The organism is Baekduia sp., assembly GCF_035996765.1.
Classification (GTDB): Bacteria; Actinomycetota; Thermoleophilia; order Solirubrobacterales; family Solirubrobacteraceae; genus Baekduia.
Window position 1 is genome coordinate 36,336 of the sequence record NZ_DASYJG010000011.1, and the last position, 18,357, is coordinate 54,692.

An 18,357-nucleotide genomic window follows, 5' to 3' on the forward strand; every position below is an offset into this window, starting at 1 on the left:
CCTAGAGCCCGAGCTCTGACCGGTACTGCGTGCGGTACTGCCGGCGCGCGTCGAGCACCTTGGTGACGTAGCTGCGCGTCTCGCCGAATGGGATCGCGCTGATGTCCAAGGCCTTGTCCTTGGCGCGGGCCTGCGCGATCCACTTGTCGACGTTGCCCTCGCCCGCGTTGTAGGCGGCGAGCACCAGCGGCACGTCGGAGCCGTAGCGCGCCATCAGGTAGCGCAGGTAGAACGCGCCGTAGGCGATGTTGACCTGGGCGGTGCCGAGATCGGAGACGCGGAAGGCCGTCCCGCCGGACTTGTGGGCGATGTACTGCGCCGTTGCCGGCGTCAGCTGCATCAGCCCCTCGGCGCCCGCCGACGATGTGCGGCCGTCGATGAAGTGCGACTCGGCGTAGATGACGCCGGCGATCAGCGCCGGGTCCAGGCCCTTGTCGCGGGCCTGCTGGCGGATGATGTCCTCGTGGCGCAGCGGCAGCGCGATCTCGCGCACCGCGTGGTGGAAGATCGGCTGCAGCGCGAAGACGGCGGCAAGCGTGACGCCGACCGCCGCGGCGATCGCAATCAGACGACGGCGGCGCAGTTGGGCGCGGCGCCGGCGTTCGGCAACCCTGGGCGCCGGGGAACTGCGGCGCGTGGCGGCGGCGGTGCGGGTGCTCATGCGACGGGGCCCAGCTTGTCAAGCACCGAGGACAGCGTGGCCTCGAGGTCAGCTTCCGTACCGTCGTTGCGCACCACGAAGGTCGCACGTTGCGCCTTCTCGTCCTGCGAGAGCTGGCGTGCGGCGCGCTCGTCGACGGCCTCGTGCCCCCGCGCGGCTGCCCGCTCACGGCGCACGTCCTCGTCGGCGATCACCGCGATCGTCGCGTCGTAGATGCCGTCCATGCCGGCCTCGAAGAGCAGCGGGGTCTCCACCACCGCGGCCTTCGGCGCCGGGTCGGCAGCCTCCTGCTCCAGCTTGAACGCCCAGACACGTTCGCCGACCAGCGGCCACAACAGCCCCTCGAGCCACTCGCGCTCGGCGGGTGCGCCGAAGACATGGCGGGCGATCGCACCGCGATCGACGACCCCACCGGGCGCGACCTCCTCGCCCCAGCGCGCGACGACGGCATCGCGCACCTTGGCCGAGCCGTAGAGCCCGTGCACGACGGCATCGGTCGAGATCGTCGCCGCACCGAGGCGCTCCAGCGCCGCGCAGGCGGTCGACTTGCCCGAACCCATCCCGCCGGTCAGCGCGACGAAGGGCACCCCACTGCGACGACCAGCGGCCGCACCGGAATCGGTGCGGCCGCTGGGTGAAGCGTCCTGCTCAGGGAATGCGGCCACGAGCCGCGGCCTTCACGCGTCCGGCTGGTCGCCGGATGCGGCGGCCTCCGGCTCGTCGGTGGCCTCGACCTCGACCTCGGCGGCCGGCTCGTCGCTCGCCTCGGCGGCGGGCTCGTCGGCAGGCTCGGGCGCGTCGCCCTCGGCGTCGACCGATGCCTCGGCAACCGGCTCCTCGTCGGCGACCGCAACCGCGGCCTCCTCGGCAGGCTCGTCGCTGGCCTCGGCGACCGGCTCGTCGGCGGCCTCGACCTCGGCGTCACCGGCAGCCTCGATCGGCAGCCCGGACTCCTCGGCGGCAGCGTCGGCGGGGTCGATCGCATCGGCCTCAGCCTCAGCGCCGTCCACCGCAACCGCGGCGTCCGGATCGCCCTGACCGGCGAAGACGTCCTCGGACAGGCCGAGGTCGGCCACGTCGTCCAGATCGCCGGCACTGGCGGGCGGCTGGCCCTCGCCGGGCAGCGGGAGGCCGGCCTCGCGGGCGCGGGTCTCGCTCGGCAGGACCTGACCCTCGACACGCTTGATCGAGAGCGACAAACGGCGCCGCTCGGAGTCGATCTCGAGGATCTTCACGCGCACGACGTCGCCCGGCTGGACGACCTCACGCGGGTTCTCCACGTGATGGGCGGCAAGCTCGGAGATGTGCACGAGGCCCTCGACACCGTCGAGGATCTCGACGAACGCGCCGAACGTGACGACCTTCGTGACGGTGCCCTCGAGCTCGTCACCGACGTTGTAGGTGTCGACGACCCGCTGCCACGGATCCTCCTGGGTCTGCTTGAGACCGAGGGAGATGCGCTGGCGGTCACGGTCGATGTCAAGGACCTTGACCTGCACGGTGTCACCGATGTTCAGAATTTCCGAGGGGTGGTTGACGTGCGACCACGACAACTCGGAGATGTGGATGAGTCCGTCGATGCCGTTCAGATCCACGAACGCGCCGAAATCGACGATGTTCGAGATAACGCCCTCGACAACAAGGCCAGGCTGCAGGCGATCCAAGATCTCCTGACGCTGCTCCTTGCGCTCCTCTTCCAGCACGGCCCGTCGCGACAGGACCACATTGTTTCGCGACCGATTAAGCTCTATAACTTTGCACTCGATCGGTTGGCCCATGTACTCATCGAGGTTGGGCACCCGGCGAATGTCGACCAGCGAGGCAGGCAGGAAGCCGCGGACACCGAGGTCCACGATCAGTCCGCCCTTGACGACCTCGATGACCGTGCCGGTGACGGGCTGACCCGACTCCGCAGCGGCCTCGATGTTGCGCCATGCCTTCTCGAAGCGCGCGCGCTTCTTGGAGACGATCAGGCGGCCGTCCTGATCCTCCTTGGTAAGGACGAGGGCGTCGACTTCTTCGCCGAGCTCCACCTCGTCATGCGGATCCACGTTCTTGCGGATCGACAGCTCGTTCGAGGGGATAACGCCCTCGGACTTGTAGCCGATATCGACGAGAACCTCGTCGTTATCGATGCGAACTACGCGGCCACTGACAACGTCACCCTCTTCAAAGGGTGAGAACGTAGCGTCGTAATTCGGGACGATATGACCGTCGATTTCGAGCAGCAATCCATTGCTGCCCTCGACGATCTTCGCCTCGGGGGTAGGTGTGATGGTCTGGGTCATGTGCGACCAGAGAGGGTAGCGCGAAACCGCACATGGGAACCCTGCGCTCACGCGCCCGCCGGGCACGGATACGATCGGGCGTCGGATGCCCGTTCGCGCGACGAAGAGAGGGGCCGAGCGTACCCCGCTCGGCGGCGAGTACGACGTGGTGATCTGCGGGGCGTCCTTCGCGGGCCTCGCGGTCGCCCGCGAGCTCAGCGGCAGCGGCGCGCGGGTGCTGATCGTCGACCGCTACGAGATCGGCGAGCGCCAGACCTCGGCCTGCGCGGCGCCGACCGAGTGGCTGGTCAACCTCGGGCTCGAGGCTTCGATCCGCCAGACCTTCCGCGACCTCGTCATGCACCGCCCGGAGAAGACGTATCGGTGGACGCTGTCGTGGTCGTTCTCGACCTTCGACTACGCGCAGCTCTGCGAGCTCCTGGCCGCCCAGGGCGACTTCACCTTCGACACCGCCAAGGTCGACGGCATCACGCGCGGGACGGTCCACACCGTCCACACCGATCGCGGCGATCTGCGCGCGCCGCTGGTCGTCGACGCGCTCGGCTGGCGCCGCGTGCTGAGCGAGCAGCGCGACGCGATCCAGCCGCCGGAGGCCCGCCTGTCGCGCGGCCTCGAAGTCCACCCGCCGGCCACCGGCGACGACCTCGAGCTGTGGCTCGATCCGAAGTACATCGTCCCCGGCTACTCCTGGGCCTTCCCCGCCGGCGACGAGCTACGCACCGGCGTCGGTTCCTTCGACCCGCACATCAAGGTCAAGGAGCCCACCGTCCAGCTCGCCCACGATCTCGGCATCGGCCTCGAGGGCGGCTATCAGGGCAACTGGATCCCCCACCGCCTGCGGCCGGCGACGGGCGACGGCGTCTTCTTCGCCGGCGACAGCGCCGGCCACTGCCTGCCGACGACGGCCGAGGGCATCCGCACCGCGCTCTACTTCGGGCTGGCCGTCGGCCGCGAGCTGCGCAAGGTGCTCGACGGCCGCCAGACCCGCGAGCAGGCGCTGGTCCGCTACCACGCCTTCAACGAGGAGCACCGCTACGCCTTCGACTGGCTGTGGCGCGTGCAGACCGTCGTCAGCGGGATCAACAAGTACCCCGCGATGGACACGGCGCTCGATCTGATGAGCCGGCCCCGGTTCATCCGCTGGGCCTTCCGGCACTACCTCAACATCGCACCGCCATCGTTCGCGCTCGACGGCGCGAGCCCATGGTCGAGCGCGCCGTGGGAAGAGCCGGCGGAGCCGCTCATGCTCAGGGCGCCCGACGGCGTCGGCACGCTGGCCGCGGCCTAACAGCCGCTCAAGCCCTACTTGGCCGCGAGCCAGGTGAGGCCGGAACCCGCGTCCACCGCCAGCGGCGGCGTGCGGTCGCCCCACGGCGCGATCATCTCGCGCTCGACGATCTCCTTGACGCGGTCGGCCTCCTGGGGCGGGCCCTCGAAGAGCAGCTCGTCGTGGATCGTGAGGATCATCCGCGTGGTCATTCCTGAGGCGAGCAGCGCGCGGTGCACGCCGATCATCGCCAGCTTCATGATGTCGGCCGCCGTGCCCTGGATGACGGTGTTGACCGCCAGCCGCTCGCCGAGCGTCCGCACCTGGTAGTTGCGGGCCCGCAACTCGGGGATCTGACGACGGCGGCCGAAGAGCGTCGTGACGTAGCCCTGCTCTTTGGCCTGCTCGATCGTCAAGGCCATGAACGCGGCGACCCGCGAGAAGCGCTCCAGGTAGGTGTCGATGAACAGCTTGGCCTCTTCGCGCGCGATGTTGAGGCGATCGGCCAGGCCGTAGTCGCTCAACCCGTACACGATCCCGTAGTTGATCATCTTGGCCTTGGAGCGATCCATCGGCGTGAGCTCTGCAGCCGGCTTGTCGAAGACCGTCGAGGCCGTGGCGGTGTGCACGTCCTCGCCCCGGACGAAGATCTCCTTGAGCACGGGCTCGTCGGCGATGAAGGCCATGACGCGCAGCTCGACCTGGGAGTAGTCGGCGCTGACGAGCACGTTGCCAGGCGCAGCCTCGAAGCAGCCGCGGATCTCGCGGCCGAGCTCGGTGCGCACCGGCACGTTCTGCAGGTTGGGATTGGTCGAGGCGAGGCGGCCCGTGGTCGCGGCGGCCTGCACGAAGGTGGTGTGGATGCGCGACTCGGCGTCGGTCAGCTGCGGCAGAACGTCGAGGTAGGTCTTCATGAGCTGGTTGAGCTCACGCCAGCGCTCGATCGAGGGGATGATCTCGTGCTCGCCACGGATCGCCTGCAGCACCCGCGCGTCGGTCGAGAAGCCGGTCTTGCCGCGGCGCTTGCGCGACAGCCCGAGCTTGTCGAACAGGATGGCGCCGAGCTGCTGGGGCGAGCCGATGGTGAACTCCTCGTCGGCCAGCCGGAAGATCTCGCGCTCGAGGTCGGCGATCTCGTCCAGCACGCGCGTGCGGATCAGCGCCAAGCGCTCCTTGTTGAGCCGCACGCCGGCGACCTCCATGTCGCGGAGCACCGCGACGAGCGGCAGCTCGACCTCGTCCATCAGGCCGGTGAGCCCGCGGTCGTCGAGCTGCTCGCGCTGCCACGCGGCCAGCGCCTGGCCGAGCGCGGCGGCGGCCGCGAGCGGCTCGGACGCCTCGGTCTTCAGCCCGCGCTCCTCGCAGATCTCGGCGAACGGGAAGCCGCGGCGCGCGGGCTCGAGCAGGTAGGCGGCGAGCAGCAGGTCGTGCGTCAGGTTGGGCGGGACCGCGCCCCACGCCTTGGCGTCGTAGCCGATGACGGGGCGCTCGCCGAGCGCGGCGATCAGCTCGGCGGGGTCGGCGACGGCGCCGACGACGGCCTCCTCCCCCACGACCGCGCCGAACTTCCAGAGCGGATCCTGCGCAAGCAGCTGGCCTTCGTCGACGACCGGCGCCTCCAGCGCGAGCGTGACCTCCGAGCCCGCCGGCCCCAGCGCCCGGACCTCGGCGACGCCGCCCTCGCGGACGCGCACGCGGACCGTCGCGGCCTCGGCGGGCATCGCCGCGGGGACGCCGGCCTGATCGTCAGCAGCCAGCGCATCTTCGAGCCGCGCGAGCGGCGCGCGCAGCTCGAACTGGCGGAAGACGTCGCGCAGCTTGGAGCGGTCGGGCTCGCGCGCGGCCTCCTGGGCGGGGTCGACGTCGACCGGGACGTCGCGCATGATCGTCGCCAGCTGCTTGGAGATACGGGCGTCATCGGCGTGATTGACGAGGTTCTCCTTGCGCTTGGCGCCGGAGATCTGGTCGACCGAGGCGAGCACCGTCTCGAGGTCGTTGAACTGCTGCAGCAGGGTCGCGGCGGTCTTGTCGCCGATGCCCGGGACGCCGGGAATGTTGTCGGACGTGTCGCCCTTGAGGCCGTAGAAGTCCGGGATCGACTCGGGCGGCAGGCCGTAGCGGTCGATGACCGCCTGGTAGTCGTACAACTTGGTGTCGGTGATGCCGCGGCCGGTCGCCATCACGCGGACCTTCGAGTCCGGATCGATCAGCTGGAAGATGTCGCGGTCGCCCGTGACGATGACCACCGGCACGTCCTGCGCGCGCGCCTTCTCGGCGATCGAGGCGATGACGTCGTCGGCCTCGTAGCCGTCGACGGTGACGTTGCGGTAGCCGAACGCCTCGACCAGCGGCGCGAGATGGGGCCACTGCTCCTTGAGCAGATCGGGCCGCGACTGGCGCGTCGCCTTGTAGTCGACCGAGATCTCCTTGCGTCCGGAGTGGCCCGCGTCCCACACGACGATCGTCGGCTTGACGCCATGCTCGGTCAGCAGCTTCACGAGCATCGACGCGAACCCGAAGATCGCGTTGGTCGGCACGCCCGTCGAGGTCGCGATCGACTCCGGCAGCGCGAAGAACGCCCGGTAGGCGAGCGAGCTGCCGTCGATCAGGTAGAGCTCGTCATGGCTGCTGGCTGACCCGTTCTCCGACATCGCAGAGGACCCTAGCGGGGGTGGGCGAGCGTCGGGATCTCCGCAGGCGCGTGCCATACAAGTACGCAGGTGGCCTGACGGCTTCGCAGACCGACGACCCCCTAGAGTCTCGCGCAGATGTCCCCTTCTCCCTCTGCCCAATACAGCCTCACGATCCGCGTCGAGATCGCCGACCGCCCCGGCATGCTCGGGCTGGTGGCGAGCGCGATCGGCGAGGTTGGGGCGAGCATCGGGTCGATCGACCTGGTCGAGGTCAAGGAGAACGTGCTGCTGCGTGACATCACCGTCGACGCGACGGGCGCCGAGCACTGGGACCAGATCGTCGGTGCGCTTGCGGCGCTCGACGGCGTGACGGTGGTCGACACGACCGACCGCACGTTCCTGTTGCACATCGGCGGCAAGATCGAGCAGCACAACAAGTCGCCGCTGAAGACGCGCGCGGACCTGTCGATGGCCTACACCCCGGGCGTCGCGCGGGTCTGCATGGCGATCCACGACGATCCCGACAAGGCGTTTCAGTACACGATCAAGCGCAACACGGTGGCCGTCGTCAGCGACGGCACCGCGGTCCTGGGCCTCGGCGACATCGGCCCGCGCGCGGCGATGCCCGTGATGGAGGGCAAGGCCATGCTCTTCAAGGAGTTCGCCAACGTCGACGCGTTCCCGATCTGCCTGGACACCAAGGACCCCGACGAGATCGTCGCGGCGGTCAAGCAGATCGCGCCGACCTTCGGCGGGATCAACTTGGAGGACATCTCCGCCCCGCGCTGCTTTGAGATCGAGGACCGGCTGAAGGCCGAGCTCGACATCCCCGTCTTCCATGACGACCAGCACGGCACCGCAATCGTCACGCTCGCCGCGCTGATCAACGCCTGCAAGCTAACCGGCAAGTCGCTCGCCGACCTGCGTGTCCTGGTGATCGGCCTGGGCGCCGCCGGCGTCGCGGTCACCAAGATCCTCATGGAGGCCGGCGTTCGGCACGTCGTCGGCGCCGACTCGTGTGGCGTGCTGTCAACCGACCGCGGCGATTACCAGGACGGCTCGATGCCGCCGATCAAGCGCTGGTACGCGGAGGCGACCAACCCGGACCGCCTCGGTGGAACGCCGGCGTCGGTCATCGACGGCATGGACCTCATGATCGGCCTCTCCGGTGCCAAGGTCTTCCCGGCCGAGGCGCTGGCGCGCATGAACAAGGACGCGATGGTCTTCGCGATGGCCAACCCGACGCCCGAGGTCTCCCCCGAGGAGGCCGCGCCCTACTGCCGCATCGTCGCCACCGGCCGCAGTGACTACCCCAACCAGATCAACAACGTGCTCGCGTTCCCAGGCATCTTCCGCGGCGCGCTGGATGTCCGCGCGCCGCAGATCACCGAGGCGATGAAGATGGCTGCCGCGACTGCCATCGCCAACATCGTGCCCGAGTCCGAGCTGCGCGAGGACTACATCATCCCGTCGGTCTTCAACCGCGATGTCGCGCCCGCCGTCGCCGACGCCGTCGCCGCCGAGGCCCGTCGCGCCGGTGACGACCGCGCCGGTGACACCATCGGTTTCGCGGCGCTCGACATCGAGCAGCTGCGCAACTGATCCAGGCTGAGCCTCGCGTAGAGCGCTCGTTCAGCGGCGGGTGCTCGCCAGAGGCTCCCACACCGCGGCCCTGATCCGCCGACACAGATTGGTCGTACGGTGAGGAGATGCACGTCACCCTCACCGGCGCCACCGGCCTGATCGGCACCAAGCTCGTCCGCGCGCTGCGCGACCACGGCGACACCGTCACGGTGCTGTCGCGCTCGCCCGAGAAGGCGCAGGCGGCGCTCGGCGTCGAGGCCATCGCCTGGGATCCGCTGTCGGGCCCCGCGCCCGCCGAGGCGCTGCGCGGCCGCGATGCGGTCATCCACCTCGCCGGCGAACCGGTCGCCCAGCGGTGGAACGACGAGGTCAAGCGCCGGATCCTCGAGAGCCGCGAGGTCGGCACCCGCAACCTCGTGGCGGGAATGGCCGCCGCTGGCGCGGACGGCCCGAAGGTGCTGGTCAGCAGCTCTGCCGTCGGCTACTACGGCAAGCACGGCGACGAGCGCGTGCCCGAGTCCTCTCCCGCCGGCGACGACTTCCTGGCGCGCGTCTGCGTCGTGTGGGAGCGCGAGGCCGACGCCGCGGCAGACGCCCCGACCCACCCGCGCGTCGTCAAGATCCGCACCGGCGTCGTGCTCGACAAGAGCGGCGGCGCGCTGAAGACGATGCTGCCGCCGTTCAAGCTCGGCGTCGGCGGGCCGGTCGCCAGCGGCAACCAGTACCTGCCGTGGATCCACGTCGACGACCTCGTCAGCCTCTACCTGCACGCGGCCACTGACGCGTCCTGGAGCGGTGCCTACAACGGCGCCGCCCCCGAGCCGGTGACCAACAAGGCTTTCAGCAAGGCCCTCGGGCGAGCGCTCCATCGCCCGGCCGTCGCGCCGGTCCCGGCCTTTGCGATCCGCCTGCTCTACGGCGACATGGCCGAGATCGTCACCGAGGGCCAGCGCGCCGTACCCGAGCACGCCCTGGCCGCCGGGTTCACCTACAAGTACGCAGACCTCGACGCGGCATTGGCCGACGCGCTGAGGTAGCGCCGGCCGCCGGGCTCAGCCCTGCGCTTCCGCCTCCGCCTGCTCTTCCTGCTCCTTGCGCAGCTTGCGCTGGGAGACGATCGACGTGGTCTTGGCCGGGACCACGAGCCAGATCAGCACGCCGATCGCGCTGAGCAACAGCCCGGTGCCCAGGCCCCACTTCTCGCCGTAGCCCTTGCGGTTCGACAGCCAGCTGGCCACCCACGCCGAGACGAGCCAGATGTACAACAAGTAGAAGGCCTTGACGCCGATGGCGGCGACGATGAGCGAGGCGGTCATGTCAGGTCCCCAGGTAGGCGGCCATCACGCGCTCGTCGGTTCGCAGCGCGGAGGACTTGTCAGAGAGCGCGACGGTCCCGGTCTCCAGGACGTAGCCTCGTGAGGAGACGTCGAGCGCGTAGTTGGCGTTCTGCTCGACGAGCAGGATCGTGACGCCCTGCTGGTTGATCTCGCGGATGATCTCGTAGATCTTGTCCACGATCACGGGCGCGAGGCCGAGCGACGGCTCGTCGAGGAGCAGGAGCTTGGGCTGGGCCATCAGCGCACGGCCCATCGCGAGCATCTGCTGCTCGCCGCCCGACATCGTGCCGGCCTTCTGCTTCTGGCGCTCCTTCAGCCGCGGGAACATCTCATAGACGCGTTCGACGTCAGCACGGATCGCCGCGTTGTCCTTGCGGGTGAAGGCCCCCATCTCGAGGTTCTCCAGCACCGTCATGCGGGGGAAGATGCGCCGGCCCTCGGGCGAATGGGCGATGCCGATCGAGGCGACCTGGTGCCCGGGCATGCCGGTGATGTCGTTGCCCAGGTAGTAGATCGCGCCCTCGCGTGGCGGGACAATGCCCGAGATCGAGCGCAGCGTCGTCGTCTTGCCCGCGCCGTTGGAGCCGATCAGCGTGACGATCTCACCCTCGTAGACCTCGAGCGAGATGCCCTTGAGCGCCTGGATCGCGCCGTAGAAGGAGTGGATGTTGTCGACGTGCAGGACCGGCGTGGCGCCGTTGCCGTCGCTCATGCCTGACTCCCCAGGTAGGCCTCGATGACCTTCGGATCCTGGCGGACGGTCTGCGGCGACCCCTCGGCGATCTTCTCGCCGTGATCGAGGACCGTGATGTGGTCAGAGACGTTCATGACGACCTTCATGTCGTGCTCGATCAGCAGGATCGACATGTCCTGCTCGGTGCGCAGCCGGTCCATCAGGCGGCGCAGCTCCTCGGACTCGGCGGCGTTCATGCCGGCCGTGGGCTCATCGAGCAGCAGGAGCTTGGGGTCCGACGCCAGCGCACGCGCGATCTCCAGCCGCCGCTGGTCCCCGTAGGGCAGGTTCATGGCCAGCTCGTCCTTGCGCTTGAGGCCGACGAAGTCGAGCAGTTCGATCGCCCGCTGCGTGGCGGCCTTCTCCTCGCGCCGCACGAACGGCGTGCGCAGGACCATGCCGGTCACCCGCGACTTCAGCCGCGGGTGCATCCCGACCTGGACGTTCTCGATCGCCGTCATGGTCCGGAAGAGCTTGATGTTCTGAAAGGTGCGTGCCACGCCCGCCGCCGTGACGAGGTCAGCGCGCTTGGCGGTGATGTCCTGGCCCTCGAAGATCACACGCCCCGTCGTGGGCCGGTAGAGCCCGGTGAGGCAGTTGAAGAACGTGGTCTTGCCCGCGCCGTTGGGCCCGATCAGCGAGACGATCGACTTGCGCGGGACGACGAAGTCGACGTCGTTGACGGCGACAAGGCCGCCGAAGACCTTCGACACGCCGGTCGCGTCGAGCACCGGCGGGCCGCTGTGGTCGACCTGCGTGCCGTCCAGGTTGGTGGTGAACTGCTCCTGCTCACTCACTGTGCACCTCGTACATCTGCGCCATGTCGCCAACCATCTCGGCCTCCTCGCCCTCGATCTCGCCCTCGTGCAGCTCGAGCTTTCTTCGGCCGGACGGGATGAGCCCTTCGGGACGGAGCACCATCATGATCAACAAGAAGAAGCCGAAGACGCCGTAGGACACGGATGTCGGGTCAAAGCCGATCGGCAGCTGGTTGAGCTCGGGCAACCCGTAGCGGTTGAGCATCGAGAGGGCGACCGCCCCGACGATGACGCCCCAGATGTTGCCCATGCCGCCGATGATGATCATCGCCAGCACGAAGACCGAGAAGCCGAACTCGAACTGATCGACGTTGACGGTGTTGTTGTAGGAGCCCAGGAACGCGCCCGCAAAGCCGCCGAATGCCGCGCCGATGGCGTAGGCCCAGAGCTTCGTGCGCACGAGGTTGACGCCCATCGACGCCGCCGCGACCTCGTCTTCGCGCACCGCGATCCAGGCCCGTCCGAGCCGGGAGTCGCGCAGGCGGCGGTTGACGAAGATCGTGAACACGACCATCGCGAGCGCCACCCAATACGCGGGTTTCAAGTTGAAGTCCGAATAGACCAGGTCTTTGGACCACGGCAGGTTGATGGTGTCGATCGGGGTGATGCCCTGGCGGCCGTTGGAGAAGTCGGTCGTGCCGATGCCGAACAGGCCGCTCGTGCTGTTCTCGAAGATGCGCGGCACGATCTCGCCGAAGGCGAGCGTCACGATCGCCAGGTAGTCGCCGCGCAGACGCAGCGTCGGAGCGCCGAGGAGGATGCCCCACACCGCGGTGATCCCCATCGCGATGAACGCCACGATGAAGAAGTTGATGTGGATGCCGGGGATCTCGGCGTGGGTGCCGTTGAGCTTGAGCTGGAAGGTCGCGCGATCGCTCGACAGGATGTGGATGCCCTTGCCGCCGTTGACATCCGGGAACTGCTGGGAGCCGAACCAGCCGATCACGAACGCGCCGATGGCGTAGAAGGCGACGTAGCCCAGGTCGAGCAGGCCGGCGAAGCCGACCACGATGTTCAGCCCCAACGCCATGATCACGTAGGCCAGCGTCTGGATCGAGGCGTCCAGCAGCGACCCCGTGCCCGCGACGTACGGGAAGAGGATCGCCAGGAGGAGGCCGATGGCCATCCACACCGATGGCGGCAGCAGCCGCGTCATCTGGTTGAACTGCCTGCGGCTGGCATCGAGCATGGCGCTCAGCCCTCCCGCGTCTCTTCGCCGAAGAGGCCTTGTGGTCGGAAGACCATGACCAGGATCAGCACGCCGAAGACGACGGCGGGTGTCCACTGCGGGCCGAGCGGCAGCCCGAGGTAGTCACCAGAGTCCGAGACGGCCTGGATCACGCCGATGATCAGGCCGCCGACCACCGCGCCCTTGAGGTTGCCGATGCCGCCCATAACCGCCGCGGTGAACGCGATCAGCCCGGCGGTGAAGCCCTGGTTGAAGCGGATCGTGCCGTTGTAGAGCGCGTAGATGAGGCCGGCGGCACCGGCCATCAAACCGCCGAGCAGGAAGGTCAGCTGGATCGTGCGGTCGACGTCGATGCCCATCAGGCGCGCCGCGTCGGGATCCTGCGCGGTGGCGCGCATGGCCTTGCCGTAGCGCGTCGAGCCGACGAACCAGAGCAGGGCGATGAGGAGCGGGGCCGTCACGATGACGGCGAAGACGTCGGAGTGCTCGATGCCGACGTTGAAGACGGTGAAGTAGTTCTTCTGGGAGCCGATGAGGTCGGGCGCGCTGTCTGGCGTCGGGCGCCACAGCAGGCCGACGTTCTGCAGGATGAAGCTCATCCCGATGGCCGTGATCAGCGGCGCCAGCTTGGGCGCGTTGCGCAGCGGCCGATAGGCGACGCGTTCGATCAGCACGTTCAGCGTGCCGCTGGCGAACATCGCCAGCGCCAGCACCACCACGATCGACAGGACCATGAGCGGCTTGGCCGTCTGCTCGTCGACGCCGAAGGTGGCCCACAGCGACACCGAGACGAACGAGCCGATCATGAAGACCTCGCCGTGGGCGAAGTTGATGAGCTCGACGATCCCGTAGACCAGCGTGTACCCGAGCGCGATCAGCGCCCAGATGGTGCCGTTGGAAAGTCCGGTTTTGACGTCGTCCAGCGTGTCATGGGGTGAATGCACGAACTGGGCGGCCAGCGCCACGACCAGCAGCAGGGGCAACGCGTAGGCGTTGACGACATCAGAGAGCTTGCGGGCGGGTGGACCCGCCGACGCCGTCTCGGTGATGGATGCGGCTTCCATGTGGTCCTTTTGCCGAGTACCCCGTGGCGCCGGCCGGGACACGAGGTCCCGGCCGGTACGTCACGAGTTGGGTCAGCTGGTCTGGGCCTTGATGACCTTGTCGAACACCAGCTTGCCGTCGACCACGCGATCTCCGCCGTAGTCCGACAGCGTCGTGTCGCCGTTCTCGTCGATCGAGTAGGTGCCCAACACGGACTCCCGGTTCTTGATCTTGAAGAAGGCGTCGATGACCGCCTGGCGATCGTTGCCCTTCGCGCCGGCGTTCTTGATCGCCTCGAGCATCACGCCCATGGCCTCATAGCCATAGATCGCGTATGCCTCGGGATCGGCGCCGTACTTCGCCTTGTAGTTCTTGAAGAACTCCTGGCCGGAGGCCGGGTAGAGCTTCGGGTCCAACGTCGGGTTGGTGACGTAGGTGACCTTCTCGACCGACGAGCCGAGCTTGGTCGTGAACGCCGTCTCCGCCACGCCGTCGGGGCCGAACAGCTTCGCCGTCGGCATCGCTGCGTGGAGGTCCTTGAACAGCTGGACCGCGTTGTTGTCGGTGATGCCACCGAAGAACACGCAGTCGGCGCCCGTGGCCTTGATGGTCGTGGCGACCGAGCGGTAGTTGGCGGCCTTGGGATCGATGCCGGTGTTGCCGGCGATCGGCAGGCCCTGGGTCTTGGCTGCGGCGACGACGTTCTTGACGAGACCGGAGCCGTAGACCTCCTTGTCGTTCAACAAGTAGGTCTTCTTGCAGCCGTTGTCCTTCTGGTAGCTGACCTGGGCTGCGCCCTGGATGTGGTCAGCCGGGACGACGCGCCCGTAGGTGCGCTTGCCGGACGGGTAGTACTTGTCCGGCTCGCCCTTGTCGGCACCAAGCGAACGGGTCAGACCCGTCGCGGTGTTCGACGGCGAGACCTGCAGGACGCCGGCCTCGTTCAGGATCGGGATCGAGATCGCCGACGCGCCCGAGTTGAACTCACCGAGGTAGCCGATGGTGGACTTGTCCTGAGCGGCCTTGCGGGCGTCGCCCGACGTGGCGCCCGGATCCCACTTGCCGGCTGCGGCGGTGGAGTCGTCGAGGCTGACGTACTTGATGGTGTAGTCGCCGACCTTGCCACCCTGGCTCTCCAGCGCCAGCTTCTCGCCGTTGACGACCGAGAGCGACTGCGCTCGCGAGTCGCCCTGCAACGGGAGGCTGGAGTAGATGGTCAGGCTCTTGGATCCGGAGCTCGAACCCGAGCTACCGGTACTGCTGCTGCCGCTGTTGTCGTCGCTGCCGCAAGCGGCAACTCCGAACGACAGCGCAGCCAGAAGACAGCCGGAGGCTGCCACATGTCGTGCGCGCAACGTGTCCCCTCCTCAAGGGATCGAATACGGAGAGAGCGCGAGTCTAAACAGGGTCAGGGACGCCGCGCAATGGTCACCCCTCCACACCACAAGGTGGAAACGTTGGTTGACCACCGTATGGGTGCTCGCGCAGGGCGAGCGCGCTCAGCGCTGGCGCTTGGAGGGGTTGTACTTCTGCAGCATCTGGACGGTCACGGCGATGATGATCAACAGTGCCGCCAGCAGGAAGCTGTCGAGGGCCTTGGCGCCCAGTGCCCAGAGGACGATCCAGAGGCAGAGCGAGGCGACGATGGAGTACACGAGTCCCATGGCTGGGCGGATCCTATCGTCCTAGCGGTGCAGGCGGCGCGTCGCCGGATCCCACCGCACCGCGGGCGCACCGGTGTGGTGGACGCCGCCGACCCAGCGATCAAATGGAGCAAGCAGCGCGGCCGCATCTGCCTCTCCGGCGAACACGCGCGCACCGTCGCTGGTCAGCGCGAAGACACCCTGGTCGGTTCGCCGGACCAACGGCGTCAGGCGCGCGGCGCGCCACCACAGCGTCGCGTCGCCCAGAAACGGTCGCTCTTCTTGCGTGGTCGCCGCGGCGAAGAGCGCGGCGGGCGGCAGCGGGCCGTCGGCCAGCGCGGCGAGGATCTGGCGCTCGGTGCGTGCCAACCCGTCGGTCGTGGCCGGGTGCTCCTCGAGCAGGCGACCGAGGGCGGGTGCGACGTCGGGCAGGCCGGGCGTGCCGGCCAGCCAGGCCTCCTGCACCTGTAGCGGATCGGTCGAGGTGAACGCGGCCCAGAGCCGCCGTGCCAGCTCGTGCTCGCCCTCGCCGAGCGGTCGCGCGGCGGCAAGCCGGTCGCGCAGGAAGCTGCGCGGGCCGCGGGCGAGGCGGACCAGCTCGACCGGCCCGGCCGGGCGGCTACGCCGGCTCTCGGCCGATGCGGCGAGACGGTCGAGGATCTGCAGCAACTGCAGTTGGTCGTAGAGATCGTCCTCGAACCACAGGACGATCCGCGTGGAGAAGTCGACGGCGTCGAGGCGCTCGTCACGGACCGTCAGCCGCGCGCGTGCCTGGGCCAGGTCGGTGAGGCCCGCGTCGGCCAGAAAGCGCGCTCGGACCTCGCGCAGCGCCGCCGGATCCAGCGCCGGGACCGGGCCCTCGTGCAGCACGTCGTCCCACGTCAGCACCTCGCCGAGGGAGCGGAGGTCAGCGGCGACGGCCGCGCCGTTGGTGACGTGCAGGACGGCCATTGGGCTCAGCTCGGCGCGGGCTCCGCCAAGGCCGCGGAGAACCCCTTGACCAGGTCCCGCACGGCAGCGGCCGGATCGTCGGCCTCGGCGGCGGCGCGCACCAGGCGGCTGCCGATGATCACCCCGTCGGCGCCGGCCTCGGCGGCCTGGGCGGCCTGTTCGGGCGAGCCGATGCCGAAGCCCAGCGCGACGGGCACGTTGGTGTGCGCCTTGGTGCGGGCGATGACCGAGCCGTAGGTCGCCGAGAGCGTCGCGCGCTCGCCGGTCGTGCCGGTGACCGAGACGGTGTAGACGAAGCCGCGGGCGCGGGCGCCGATGCGGGCCAGGCGCTCGTCGGGCGTCGTCGGCGCCACGAGCGGGACCAGGGCGACGCCGGCGGCGTCGCATGCCGCCAGTACCTCGTCGCCCTCCTCCAACGGCATGTCGGGGACGATCAGGCCGCTGGCACCGGCGCCGGCGAGTTCGCCGACGAATGCGTCAGGGCCCTTGGCGAAGATGAGGTTGGCGTACATCATCATCACGACCGGGACGCGCTGGGAGAGCGTGTGGCAGACGGTGAGGACCCCCGCGACCGTCGTGCCGGCGCGCAGCGCCTCGGTCCCTGCGGCATGGATCACCGGGCCGTCGGCCAGCGGGTCGGAGAACGGCACCCCGAGTTCGATGAGATCAGCACCGCCGTCGACATAGGCCTCGCCGATCCGGATCGAGTCCCCGAGCGTCGGGAAACCGCCCATCAAATAGGGCATGAGGGCCGCGCGGCCCTTGGCGTTGGCGAAGGCGTCGGCGATGCGCTGGGGGCCGTCCATGAGGAGCGTGCAAGCCTACGACCAGACCGCGTCCTATGCTCGCTGCGCCCGTGGCCGCCCACGACGACGACACCGAAGCCCGTCGGCACGACCTTCCGCCTGACGGCTCTGCGCTGGAAGAAGACGCCGATCGCCGTCGCGGCGTCCTGACCGCGCTGCCCATGCCAGGGCCCACCGGCCGCCGAGCGCTGGTGTGGTTCGGGGCGACCGCGGCGCTGATCCTCATCGTCTATCTGCTGGTACCGCACCTGGCGGGGATCGAGGACACGTGGAACCGCATCCGCGACGGATCGCCGGCCTGGCTGGCTGCCGCGATCGGGTTGGAGGCCATCTCCTACGCGGGCTATGCGTGGAACGTCGCGGCGGTCAGCGCGGCCGACCGGGTCGTGCTCGGCTTTCGTCGCTCGGCCCAGATCACGCTCGCAGCAACCGCGGCCACGCGCCTGCTGGCCGCCGGTGGCGCGGGTGGAATCGCGGTGACGACGTGGGCGCTGTCGCGCGCCGGTCATGGTCCGAAGGGCGCGGCCAAGCAGGTGTCGTCGCACCTGGTCGCGACCTATGCGGTCTTCGTCGGCGCGATCGTCCTGTTTGGCACCGGCCTGGCGATCGCGGGCGCGGAGCCTTTGCTCAGCGCTGTGCCTGCGGTGTTGGGCGCGCTGTTGTTCGCCGCCTACGGAATCGCGATCCAGGCGCCGGATGCGCTGCAGCGGCGGTTGGGCCAGGGCGGGGGGCGTTGGCGGCAGGCGCTACTGGCGGCGCCGCAGGCGCTGGCCGACGGCACGCACTTCACCATCGAGTTGGTCCGCCGCCGCGAGCTTGGGTTGCTCGGCACGGTGGTGTGGTGGGTCTTTGATGTGGCGACGTTGTGGGCGTGCTTCTGGGCGTTCGGTGGGCACCCGAACGTCGCGGAGCTGACGATGGCCTACTTGTTGGGCATGCTCGGGAATCTGCTGCCGCTGCCGGGTGGTGTTGGTGGCGTCGAGGGTGGGATGGTCGGCGCATGCGCGGCGTTTGGCATCGATGCCGAGATCGCGTTGGTGGCGGTGCTGGCCTATCGGGCGATCTCGGTGTGGCTGCCCGCGCTGCCTGGGGTGCTGGCGCTGGCGACGCTGCGGCGGGCGGCGGATGGGGCTGAGGTCATTGAGGAGGATGACGCTGAGCCGGATGCGGCGTGAGTCTGTTTCGGTCGTCCGCGGACGCTCCACGTCGCAGCGATGATGGCGCTCAGCGCGGGTTGTGGTCGGCGCCGCGTTGCGTGGTCTGTCGGCGGCGAAGGAGTGAGCGGGGCCGGGGGTGCGTGGCGCATGGGGTCGTCCGCGTGCGTCCGGGCGGGCGATTCGGTCCCCAAATATTGCTCGCCAGAGATCCGGGTCGTCTGGTGTCCCTCTGAGGGGCACCAGACG

General features: G+C 69.0%; 17 protein-coding genes. 4 read left to right on the top strand and 13 right to left on the bottom strand.

What is annotated here, in order from left to right; genetic code table 11:
• Window position 1: 1 nt before the first annotated feature.
• The 3 genes from VGO10_RS02405 to rpsA are packed head-to-tail and all read right to left on the bottom strand — an operon-like array spanning window position 2 to window position 2,949.
• Window positions 2-661 carry a lytic transglycosylase domain-containing protein gene (locus tag VGO10_RS02405; protein WP_327464764.1) on the bottom strand — a complete coding sequence of 220 codons (660 nt, stop codon included), beginning with the start codon at window positions 659-661 and terminating at the stop codon, window positions 2-4.
• The gene (coaE, locus tag VGO10_RS02410) at window positions 658-1,326 is read right to left on the bottom strand and encodes a dephospho-CoA kinase (protein ID WP_327464766.1); all 669 of its coding nucleotides are present in this window, start codon (window positions 1,324-1,326) and stop codon (window positions 658-660) included. Before coaE ends, VGO10_RS02405 begins: the two co-directional genes overlap by 4 nt.
• A 12-nt stretch (window positions 1,327-1,338) precedes the next feature.
• Window positions 1,339-2,949 (bottom strand): 30S ribosomal protein S1, encoded by a 1,611-nt coding sequence (rpsA, locus tag VGO10_RS02415; RefSeq protein WP_327464768.1) that lies wholly within the window; start codon window positions 2,947-2,949, stop codon window positions 1,339-1,341.
• 85 nt (window positions 2,950-3,034) lie between these two features.
• Here rpsA and VGO10_RS02420 point away from each other — a divergent pair, with 85 nt between their 5' ends.
• Complete coding sequence (locus VGO10_RS02420) at window positions 3,035-4,237, top strand: NAD(P)/FAD-dependent oxidoreductase (RefSeq protein WP_327464770.1); 1,203 nt, start codon at window positions 3,035-3,037, stop codon at window positions 4,235-4,237.
• 14 nt (window positions 4,238-4,251) lie between these two features.
• Here VGO10_RS02420 and VGO10_RS02425 read toward each other — a convergent pair whose 3' ends face one another.
• Complete coding sequence (locus VGO10_RS02425) at window positions 4,252-6,867, bottom strand: DNA polymerase I (protein ID WP_327464772.1); 2,616 nt, start codon at window positions 6,865-6,867, stop codon at window positions 4,252-4,254.
• 117 nt (window positions 6,868-6,984) lie between these two features.
• Between VGO10_RS02425 and VGO10_RS02430 the strand changes: the two genes are divergently transcribed.
• Window positions 6,985-8,451 carry an NAD-dependent malic enzyme gene (locus VGO10_RS02430; protein ID WP_327464774.1) on the top strand — a complete coding sequence of 489 codons (1,467 nt, stop codon included), beginning with the start codon at window positions 6,985-6,987 and terminating at the stop codon, window positions 8,449-8,451.
• 107 nt (window positions 8,452-8,558) lie between these two features.
• Window positions 8,559-9,470 (top strand): TIGR01777 family oxidoreductase, encoded by a 912-nt coding sequence (locus tag VGO10_RS02435; protein ID WP_327464776.1) that lies wholly within the window; start codon window positions 8,559-8,561, stop codon window positions 9,468-9,470.
• 15 nt (window positions 9,471-9,485) lie between these two features.
• On the opposite strand, the gene VGO10_RS02440 is transcribed toward VGO10_RS02435, so the two are convergent.
• From VGO10_RS02440 to trpA, 9 genes are all read right to left on the bottom strand, one after another.
• On the bottom strand, window positions 9,486-9,749 hold the full coding sequence (locus VGO10_RS02440; protein WP_327464778.1) for a hypothetical protein: 264 nt from the start codon (window positions 9,747-9,749) through the stop codon (window positions 9,486-9,488).
• Between the two features lies 1 nt (window position 9,750).
• A complete protein-coding gene (locus VGO10_RS02445) occupies window positions 9,751-10,482 on the bottom strand; it encodes an ABC transporter ATP-binding protein (RefSeq protein ID WP_327464780.1) in 732 nt (243 codons plus the stop codon).
• Window positions 10,479-11,234: an ABC transporter ATP-binding protein gene (locus VGO10_RS02450; RefSeq protein WP_349258912.1), complete on the bottom strand. Its 756-nt coding sequence runs from the start codon at window positions 11,232-11,234 to the stop codon at window positions 10,479-10,481. The genes VGO10_RS02445 and VGO10_RS02450 overlap by 4 nt, the downstream gene beginning before the upstream one ends.
• 58 nt (window positions 11,235-11,292) lie before the next feature.
• Window positions 11,293-12,510 carry a branched-chain amino acid ABC transporter permease gene (locus VGO10_RS02455; RefSeq protein ID WP_327464783.1) on the bottom strand — a complete coding sequence of 406 codons (1,218 nt, stop codon included), beginning with the start codon at window positions 12,508-12,510 and terminating at the stop codon, window positions 11,293-11,295.
• 5 nt (window positions 12,511-12,515) lie between these two features.
• Window positions 12,516-13,574 carry a branched-chain amino acid ABC transporter permease gene (locus VGO10_RS02460; RefSeq protein WP_327464785.1) on the bottom strand — a complete coding sequence of 353 codons (1,059 nt, stop codon included), beginning with the start codon at window positions 13,572-13,574 and terminating at the stop codon, window positions 12,516-12,518.
• Between the two features lie 72 nt (window positions 13,575-13,646).
• The gene (locus VGO10_RS02465; RefSeq protein ID WP_327464787.1) at window positions 13,647-14,909 is read right to left on the bottom strand and encodes a branched-chain amino acid ABC transporter substrate-binding protein; all 1,263 of its coding nucleotides are present in this window, start codon (window positions 14,907-14,909) and stop codon (window positions 13,647-13,649) included.
• A 144-nt stretch (window positions 14,910-15,053) separates the two neighbouring features.
• Window positions 15,054-15,218 carry a hypothetical protein gene (locus VGO10_RS02470; RefSeq protein WP_327464790.1) on the bottom strand — a complete coding sequence of 55 codons (165 nt, stop codon included), beginning with the start codon at window positions 15,216-15,218 and terminating at the stop codon, window positions 15,054-15,056.
• A gap of 21 nt (window positions 15,219-15,239) precedes the next feature.
• Window positions 15,240-16,148: a DUF1835 domain-containing protein gene (locus VGO10_RS02475; protein ID WP_327464792.1), complete on the bottom strand. Its 909-nt coding sequence runs from the start codon at window positions 16,146-16,148 to the stop codon at window positions 15,240-15,242.
• 5 nt (window positions 16,149-16,153) lie between these two features.
• The gene (trpA, locus tag VGO10_RS02480; RefSeq protein ID WP_327464794.1) at window positions 16,154-16,954 is read right to left on the bottom strand and encodes a tryptophan synthase subunit alpha; all 801 of its coding nucleotides are present in this window, start codon (window positions 16,952-16,954) and stop codon (window positions 16,154-16,156) included.
• Between the two features lie 50 nt (window positions 16,955-17,004).
• On the opposite strand from trpA, the gene VGO10_RS02485 reads away from it, so the two are divergent.
• Window positions 17,005-18,129, top strand: coding sequence for a YbhN family protein (locus tag VGO10_RS02485; protein WP_327464796.1), 1,125 nt, complete (start codon window positions 17,005-17,007; stop codon window positions 18,127-18,129).
• Window positions 18,130-18,357: the final 228 nt, after the last annotated feature.

What these genes read in the sequence shown, in the direction of transcription:
- VGO10_RS02460 (WP_327464785.1), bottom strand. Translation starts at nt 13,574, where the DNA reads ATGGAAGCCGCATCCATCACCGAGACGGCGTCGGCGGGTCCACCCGCC.
- VGO10_RS02475 (WP_327464792.1), bottom strand. Translation starts at nt 16,148, where the DNA reads ATGGCCGTCCTGCACGTCACCAACGGCGCGGCCGTCGCCGCTGACCTC.
- VGO10_RS02455 (WP_327464783.1), bottom strand. Translation starts at nt 12,510, where the DNA reads ATGCTCGATGCCAGCCGCAGGCAGTTCAACCAGATGACGCGGCTGCTG.
- VGO10_RS02425 (WP_327464772.1), bottom strand. Translation starts at nt 6,867, where the DNA reads ATGTCGGAGAACGGGTCAGCCAGCAGCCATGACGAGCTCTACCTGATC.
- VGO10_RS02440 (WP_327464778.1), bottom strand. Translation starts at nt 9,749, where the DNA reads ATGACCGCCTCGCTCATCGTCGCCGCCATCGGCGTCAAGGCCTTCTAC.
- rpsA (WP_327464768.1), bottom strand. Translation starts at nt 2,949, where the DNA reads ATGACCCAGACCATCACACCTACCCCCGAGGCGAAGATCGTCGAGGGC.
- VGO10_RS02445 (WP_327464780.1), bottom strand. Translation starts at nt 10,482, where the DNA reads ATGAGCGACGGCAACGGCGCCACGCCGGTCCTGCACGTCGACAACATC.
- trpA (WP_327464794.1), bottom strand. Translation starts at nt 16,954, where the DNA reads ATGGACGGCCCCCAGCGCATCGCCGACGCCTTCGCCAACGCCAAGGGC.
- VGO10_RS02470 (WP_327464790.1), bottom strand. Translation starts at nt 15,218, where the DNA reads ATGGGACTCGTGTACTCCATCGTCGCCTCGCTCTGCCTCTGGATCGTC.
- VGO10_RS02405 (WP_327464764.1), bottom strand. Translation starts at nt 661, where the DNA reads ATGAGCACCCGCACCGCCGCCGCCACGCGCCGCAGTTCCCCGGCGCCC.
- VGO10_RS02420 (WP_327464770.1), top strand. Translation starts at nt 3,035, where the DNA reads ATGCCCGTTCGCGCGACGAAGAGAGGGGCCGAGCGTACCCCGCTCGGC.
- VGO10_RS02430 (WP_327464774.1), top strand. Translation starts at nt 6,985, where the DNA reads ATGTCCCCTTCTCCCTCTGCCCAATACAGCCTCACGATCCGCGTCGAG.
- VGO10_RS02435 (WP_327464776.1), top strand. Translation starts at nt 8,559, where the DNA reads ATGCACGTCACCCTCACCGGCGCCACCGGCCTGATCGGCACCAAGCTC.